The organism is Psychrilyobacter sp. (assembly GCF_037132775.1).
Taxonomy (GTDB): domain Bacteria; phylum Fusobacteriota; class Fusobacteriia; order Fusobacteriales; family Fusobacteriaceae; genus Psychrilyobacter.
In genome coordinates, this window is the sequence record NZ_JBAHZY010000022.1 from 1 (window position 1) to 7,508 (window position 7,508).

Annotated in this window: 7 protein-coding genes, 1 pseudogene and 1 riboswitch; all 8 genes and pseudogenes read left to right on the forward strand. The window is 27.7% G+C overall.

The window, feature by feature from the left end:
* The first annotated feature begins 1,252 nt into the window (after positions 1–1,252).
* Positions 1,253–1,330: riboswitch (Fluoride riboswitch) on the forward strand.
* A gap of 111 nt (positions 1,331–1,441) precedes the next feature.
* Positions 1,442–2,134 (forward strand): iron-sulfur cluster assembly scaffold protein, encoded by a 693-nt coding sequence (locus V5784_RS01290; protein ID WP_336887240.1) that lies wholly within the window; start codon positions 1,442–1,444, stop codon positions 2,132–2,134.
* 18 nt (positions 2,135–2,152) lie between these two features.
* Positions 2,153–3,154, forward strand: a complete 1,002-nt coding sequence (locus tag V5784_RS01295) for a GGGtGRT protein (protein ID WP_336887241.1) — start codon at positions 2,153–2,155, stop codon at positions 3,152–3,154.
* A 77-nt stretch (positions 3,155–3,231) separates the two neighbouring features.
* On the forward strand, positions 3,232–4,008 hold the full coding sequence (locus V5784_RS01300) for a hypothetical protein (protein ID WP_336887242.1): 777 nt from the start codon (positions 3,232–3,234) through the stop codon (positions 4,006–4,008).
* A gap of 128 nt (positions 4,009–4,136) precedes the next feature.
* Positions 4,137–4,553 carry a fluoride efflux transporter CrcB gene (gene crcB / locus V5784_RS01305; RefSeq protein WP_336887243.1) on the forward strand — a complete coding sequence of 139 codons (417 nt, stop codon included), beginning with the start codon at positions 4,137–4,139 and terminating at the stop codon, positions 4,551–4,553.
* Positions 4,550–4,924, forward strand: coding sequence for a fluoride efflux transporter CrcB (gene crcB / locus V5784_RS01310; RefSeq protein WP_336887244.1), 375 nt, complete (start codon positions 4,550–4,552; stop codon positions 4,922–4,924). Before crcB (V5784_RS01305) ends, crcB (V5784_RS01310) begins: the two co-directional genes overlap by 4 nt.
* A 167-nt stretch (positions 4,925–5,091) precedes the next feature.
* Positions 5,092–5,232, forward strand: a complete 141-nt coding sequence (locus tag V5784_RS01315) for a hypothetical protein (protein WP_336887245.1) — start codon at positions 5,092–5,094, stop codon at positions 5,230–5,232.
* Between the two features lie 459 nt (positions 5,233–5,691).
* Positions 5,692–6,885: a Fic family protein gene (locus V5784_RS01320; protein ID WP_336887246.1), complete on the forward strand. Its 1,194-nt coding sequence runs from the start codon at positions 5,692–5,694 to the stop codon at positions 6,883–6,885.
* Positions 6,886–7,318: 433 nt separating this feature from the next.
* Positions 7,319–7,508, forward strand: a pseudogene (locus V5784_RS01325) (oxidoreductase); the annotation flags it as partial.

Sequence of the window (7,508 nt, forward strand, 5' to 3'; positions counted from 1 at the left end):
GATGATGAGTTAGAAAGAACTGTAGAAAGAATTAGAAATAGACCGCGAAAAGTATTAAATTATTTTACTGCAAATGAAGTTTTCCTTGAAAATATGTGGTGGTGTGCTTGACAAGACTCACCGCCATAAACCCATTGCATATTATTTTCTAAAATCATTGATTCATTTAATTTTTTTTTCATAACTTTCTCCTATTATCAACCTTTTTTTAAGCTTAGATTAAAAAAATTAAAAAGTCAATTTTTTATGTTTATTAATCACTTCTAAAAAAAAGACCTAAGAGCTAAGTTGAAATATAATAGCAATTAAATAAAAATTAATGTTCCATAATAATTCTTTTGTAACTTTCAAAATAGATATCAATAAAATAAAGCTTAGAAAGACAGTATAAATTTACTGTCTTTTTATTTAGTATTTTTTATTACTTTGTTTTCAATTTTCTTGAAATTTTGTCCGCAATTATTTTATTGTCTAAAAATTTAGAACAAATGAGAAAGTGGTATAAATATTGGTTATTCAAAAATGAAATTACGAAACAAGTTGTTTCGCAAATAAAAATGTAAAGAATGTTTCAAATTCCTTAGGATATATATATAGTAACTGACGTTTCGCGCTCTTCTAGTTCAACAAAGACAATAGATCTTTAAACTAATGGTCAAAATCAAATCAAATTTTACTCTTAAAAACCATGAAATACATAGTTTTTAGCTTTATATCGAGTTAAATTTTATTAAAACTTTTACATAACCTAAGTTTTGCAAGGGTTTAATCACCGCGAAACATCAGTTACTAATATACTCTCATATGAAAAATCAGGAGAAATGGCTATAGGTTTTGATACAGTTTGTAAACAAACTGTTAAGAATATTATTTCTAAATTCGCAGCAAAAGAGAATGAGCTCAAGACCGTTTAGTTGGAGTAGAAAAGGGGTGGAAGCCATAACTAAGCTAAGTATATCAATTTTAAATGGAATGACTTGAACCAAGATGGTAACAGTTTTAAAAAGTGTAAATCGAAAAGAATCTAAAGAAAAATATAAAACAGTAAAAAACGTGAAAAGAATCTAGTGTTTAACTATGGAAACACTAGGAAATATACCAATTTTATCAATAGGGAAAGTAAATGGATTACAAACCATTATGAATGGGCTAAAATAATCAATTAAATTAGGGGTTCAAAAAAAAACCTACAACAACTTGACGCTATCAAAGCTAATATCGGAATTGACAAATATATAATTTGGTGGTATGGTTATTATACGGAGATGAAGCTCTCCTAAAGCAGTTTTTCTGTTTTAAACCGTCTTTGACTAATAGCTTCTACATAATGAACTAATTTTTAGTTTATTTTGTAGTAGCTATTTTTTTTATTTAAAAGGAATATCATTATTTACAGAGAAAACTATAATTACAAAAAATTATAAAAGGATGTGTGTATGATATGAAGTATACTTCGGAACTAAAAAACATGTGTAGTGTATCTAAAGGTTGTAATCATGGCTCTTCACCAATACCTGTAGAAGGTGGCTGGGTAAAAGCAAAAGAAATAAAAGATATATCAGGTTTATCCCATGGTGTTGGAGGCTGTGCCCCTCATCAAGGAGCATGTAAGTTAACATTAAATGTTAAAGATGGAATCATAGAAGAAGCGCTTATTGAAACTATCGGATGTACAGGAATGACTCATTCAGCTGCCATGGCATCTGAAATCATTACTGGAAAAACTATTTTAGAAGCATTAAATACCGATCTTGTCTGTGATGCTATAAATGTAGCTATGAAAGAAATTTTTACTCAATTAATTTATGGTCGTTCACAGACTGCATTCTCTGAAGGAGGACTTCCTGTAGGTTCAGGGTTAGAAGATTTAGGAAAAGGTCTTAGATCTGCAATAGGTACTGTTTATGGATCAGTAGAGAAGGGTCCTAGATATTTGGAAACAACTGAAGGTTATACTACTAAATTAGCACTAGATGAAAATCGTGAAATTATTGGGTATGAGTTTGTACATTTAGGAAAAATGATGGAGGCAATTACATCTGGCGTAGATGCTACAAAAGCTCTTAATGATAATACATCAACTTATGGTAGATATTCTGAAGGTGTTGAATTTATAAATCCTAGAAATAAATAATGCAGGAGGCAGATTAGAATGGTAAAATTTGAAAATCAAGATAGAAGAATGGGAAATATTAATATCAGCTTAGCTGAAAATAAAATAAAAAATTTAGAAGAAGCAAAAGAAATATGTATGAATGCAGGCATTGATGTAGAAGAGATTGTAAAAACTACTCAAAATATAGCTTTTGACAATGCTGTGTGGGCATATATTTTAGGAGCTGCTATTGCTCTTAAAAATAAATCTAAAAGTGCCACTGAAGCTGCTTCATTTATTGGAGAGGGTCTCCAAGCATTTTGTATCCCAGGATCAGTAGCTTTTCAAAGAAAAGTAGGTCTAGGTCATGGAAATCTAGCTGCAATGTTACTTGAAGAAGAAAATGAGTGTTTCGCATTTCTTGCAGGTCATGAATCTTATGCTGCTGCAGAAGGAGCTATAAAAATAGCATTAAATGCCAATAAAATCAGAAAAAAACCCCTTAAGGTTATTTTAAATGGACTTGGAAAAGATGCGGCATATTTAATTTCAAGAATAAATGGATTTACATATGTTCAAACAAAATTTGATTATTTTACTGGTGATTTAGAAATAGTAAGGGAAAAAAGATTCTCAAAGAGTCAAAGAGGAGACGTAAGGTGTTATGGTGCTGATGACGTAAGAGAAGGAGTCGCTATCATGCATCTTGAAAAAGTAGAAATTTCTATTACTGGAAATTCTACTAATCCAACTAGATTTCAACATCCAGTAGCAGGAACTTATAAAAAAGAGGCTCTTGAAGCTGGACATAAATACTTCTCAGTAGCTTCTGGTGGTGGAACTGGAAGAACTCTTCACCCAGACAATATGGGTGCAGGACCTGCTTCATATGGTATGACAGATACTATGGGTAGAATGCATTCTGATGCTCAATTTGCTGGATCATCTTCAGTACCTGCTCACGTTGAGATGATGGGACTTATTGGTATGGGAAATAACCCTATGGTTGGATGTAGTGTAGCTGTAGCTGTAGCTGTTATTCAGTCTTTAGATATTTAAAATTTTATTTTTTATAATCTATTGCAAAGTTATAATTTTATTAATTATGTAGTTTAAACATATAAAAAGGAGTTCTTATGTTAAATAGAGTCTTAATTCTACTTGAAAGTGAGTCAGACATAGATAATTTATTAAGGTCAGGGCAATATTTTAAAGAAAAATATGGAGCCGAAATATATGGTTTACATATTAAAGATATGAAGAAATATGATCCTTCATCTAAAGCAGTAGAAGGTATAGGAGTAGGTAATTCTGCTAATTTTTTTATTAGAGAATGGAAAAAACTAGAAAATGAAGAAACAGAAGATATTAAAATAATTTTTAAAAATTATTTTCCACTAGATAATTTATTAATAGAAAATGGTATTCCTAACGACATTATACTAGAAAAAATGTTAGGATTTGATCTAATAATATCAGAAATAAATAAATATATTTCTAGTATTCAAAAAGGTCTCCTAAAACATCATTATAAACCTGTTCTATTAATTCCGAAAAACACTATTTTAAATATTGAAAAGATTATGATTGCGAATAATAACAGTGAAAAAGTTAATAGATCTATATTTAATTTTTTAAATATGTTTAATCAATTAAATAAATTTACTTCTGTTGCTGTAAATCTAAATTATGGAACCAACAATGAATTTTTTAACTATATGAAAGTAGCGAAGAAAACATTAACTTCTTTAGAATTAGAAGGGAAGGCTTTAAATATAATTTGTGAAAAAAGTAAAGAATTTGATATTTTAATTATAGGAGATCTTAAGCATTCTTTTCTCATTGAGAATCTTGTAGGAAGTACAGGCTTAAAGTTGTTAAAAAAGATCAACATCCCTATTTATATAGGATAATTTAAATCTCAAAAAAATCAATATTTTTAAGACCAGTAGGGGTAATCAAAACTAAACCCCTCTAAGATCTTTAATTTTCAAATTTATTGATCAGTGATCAATAAATTTGAATGCATTTAGGAGGTTTTATGTTAAAATTTATTTTTATTGGAATAGGAGGGGCTGTAGGAGCACCACTAAGATATTTTATTGATTATACTATTACTCAAAATCATCTTATGTTTTTTCCACTGGGAACTTTAATGGTCAATCTTATTGGTTGTTTTTTTATAGGAATAGCATTTAAAATATTTTATCATGAAGTTGTTCATGTTAGATTTAACCCCTTTATTATTACAGGTTTTTTAGGTGCTCTAACTACTTTTTCTAGTTATGCTTATACGACTTTAATTCTATTAGAAAAAAAATCTTATTTATTAGCAGGATTAAATTTATTAGTTAATAATATATTTGGAATTTTATTTGCATATTTAGGACTTGAACTAACTGACTTTATTATTAAAAAATATTTTAATCATAAATATAAAGAAAGGGAGGACTTATGATTTCAAATGTTATTTTGGTAGCTATTGGAGGAGGAATTGGAGCTATTTCTAGATATACAATTGATAAAGGGATCTCTAATAAAATTAATCATGAAATTTCTTTTGGAACACTTGGAGTCAACCTTATCGGCCTATTTATAATAGGTTTTGCATACAGGATCTTTGAACATCATATTGTATCTGAAGACTTAAAACATTTTCTTATAATTGGATTTATTGGAGCCTTAACTACTTTTTCTAGTTATGCTTTACATACATTTCAATTATTTGAAAAGAAAAAAATAAAAGAAGCTATTATAAATATTTTGTTGAATAATTTTTTAGGTATGATTTTTGCATTATTAGGATCTGAATTAGGTAAATTTATATAAAGAGCAAATAAGAAAAAATTATATTTGAAGTGAAAATACCGTTTATAATAGGAATAGAAAAAGAACATTCTAACCTTAGGGATAAGTTATATTCTCAAAGACTTTTTATAAAATAAACTGATTAACTGATTATGCAGTTTGAAATTTAATTATAAGAGGTGATAAGTATGAATAAAGCATATTTAATAATAGGTGGTATTTTGATTTTTATAGGAATGGCAGAGTTTAAGTCTTCATTAACAGTTTTACAACAAATACTTTCTTTTTTAGAAATTGGAGCTGGAATTTTATTTCTAATTATTAGATAAATTATAGAGTTAAAAGAAGTAATCAAATTACTTTTGAGGATACAGGCACTAACGTGTGCCCCAAATATTAACTTTTTCTAGTTGTCCTGATCTTTCGATTAAGTCTAATTATATAATAAAAATTCTCCCTAAAATAGTGATTCTGTGGGGACAGTTTGGGGACAAAAAATAATTTCTTTAAAAAATCGCATAAAATATCGATATTAAACCTCAATAAAAACGGGGGTTTAATGAATAGAATTACGTTTAAATAACTCCTATTAGGTGCGTCATTTCAATAAACTTCAAAGCTACTTGGTATTATTGGTGTTATACTCTTTTAGTAGACACTTAAAGTAAAGAAAAAAACTATCTTTACCTATTTTTAAATTTTTGTTATAATTCACTTTATAATTAATAGAAAGCTAGTAGAAATATAGTATACTATTAGTATAGGTCAAATAGAAGAGGAGCAGTAACATGAATAATTATAATTCACCACGATATTTAAATAAAACAGATATTCTTTATAGGATAAAGAAAGATTTCAATATAGATGAAGTCTGGAAAGAAGTTCAAGATTATAGAAAGGAGAAGGGGATAGAATTACCACTACTAGATCAACAAGGGGGGGATCTTTTCGTAGTTTTAACAGAAGAATTAAAAGAATTAATCGTAAAAATTGATGATATTGCTAATAAAAATTTATTTGAAAATGCTAGAGTTGAGATTAAAGAAGAAATTATGCAAGATGCTTTATTGGATGAAGCGTATCAATCTAGTGTGATAGAAGGAGCTCATACTACTAAGAAACAAACTAAGAAGATGATAGAGGAAAACATTGAACCAAAAGATAAAAGTGAAAAAATGGTTTTAAATAACTATTATGCTTTAAAATATGTAATGGAAAATAAGAACGAGCCTATAACAGAAAAAACTATCTTAGATATTTATAGAATAGTAACCAAAGGGACGTTGGACGAAGAAGAAAAAAGTGAAAAATATAGAATAGACCAAAATGAAGTTTTGAATCAATTAAATGAAGTAATCTACACACCACCATTAGCAAAAAATATTCAATCTATGATGGATGGATTAATAAAATTTTTATACCATGAAGATGAGAATATTCATCCAATTTTAAAAGCTTTAATATTCCATTATTATTTTGTATATATTCATCCATTTCATGATGGTAATGGTAGAACAGCAAGAGCATTAACTTATATGTATCTTCTTCAAAATGATTATACATTTTTCAAATATTTTTCTATATCTAGCATGATAGCAGATAGTAGAGGTAGTTACTATAAATCAATTAAAGATTCCGAAGACTCTGAAAGTGATGCTACGTACTTTATATTAGTATATAGCAAAATAATAATGGAGAGTATAAAAAAAGTTACTGGTGATTTTTTACGTCAGTACCAAAAAGATATTATATTAGATCAAATAAAAACTAGAGGGTTAGGTTTAAATAAAAGACAAGAAAAAGCTATAAATTTCATGTTAAGGTATTCAAAATCAATAGATGTAAACACATATATCAATAAAATTAATAAAGTATCTCAAGAGACAGGACGAAAAGATTTAAATGATTTAGTTGAATTTAATTTAGTTGAAAAGATAAAGACGAAAAGCAATAAGTTTGAATATTCAATAAAGTTTTTATAAGGGTGTAGAATAAACCTAGAAAGAGAATTTCTATTTCTAGTATATTTATTATGGTTTTATCAAGTTCTTACTCAGATATTACATAACCTATTTTCATTGTTGTTATAAACATGATCAAGGAAAATATATGGATAATACAAGTTTAAGAGAAAGGTTTAATGTTCCAAAAAATAAATATTTTAAAATCTCAAGATTAATAATAAATGCAGTAGAAAAAGAATTAATAAAGAAAGGTCCACGAAAAAATTATATACCATTTTAGGCTGAATATTAGATTTTATAGAGTGTGCAAGGTTGTGCAATGACTTCGATTCTAGTTCATTAATTGAAACAATATAGAAAATAACCTTTTTAAAAGCAGAGTGAAAAGAGCCATTTGTAGAAGAGGAATGAGATTTTTTAGAAGACAATTCAGATAATCAGGAGGATTAATATGGAAAATTTTAGAGCAGTTAGGATATTTGAAGAGGATGGAAAATTTATAAAAAAAATAGTTACAAGAGATATAGAGGAGCTTCCAGAAGGAGAAGTTCTTATCAAAGTGAAATATTCTTCATTAAATTATAAAGATGCTCTTTCATGTATTGGAAATAAAGGTATTACAAGGAAATTCCCTCATACTC

Bases quoted from the DNA above. Each gene is read 5' to 3' on its own strand.
- V5784_RS01300 (WP_336887242.1), top strand. From the start codon at position 3,232: ATGTTAAATAGAGTCTTAATTCTACTTGAAAGTGAGTCAGACATAGAT.
- V5784_RS01290 (WP_336887240.1), top strand. From the start codon at position 1,442: ATGAAGTATACTTCGGAACTAAAAAACATGTGTAGTGTATCTAAAGGT.
- V5784_RS01320 (WP_336887246.1), top strand. From the start codon at position 5,692: ATGAATAATTATAATTCACCACGATATTTAAATAAAACAGATATTCTT.
- crcB (WP_336887243.1), top strand. From the start codon at position 4,137: ATGTTAAAATTTATTTTTATTGGAATAGGAGGGGCTGTAGGAGCACCA.
- crcB (WP_336887244.1), top strand. From the start codon at position 4,550: ATGATTTCAAATGTTATTTTGGTAGCTATTGGAGGAGGAATTGGAGCT.
- V5784_RS01295 (WP_336887241.1), top strand. From the start codon at position 2,153: ATGGTAAAATTTGAAAATCAAGATAGAAGAATGGGAAATATTAATATC.
- V5784_RS01315 (WP_336887245.1), top strand. From the start codon at position 5,092: ATGAATAAAGCATATTTAATAATAGGTGGTATTTTGATTTTTATAGGA.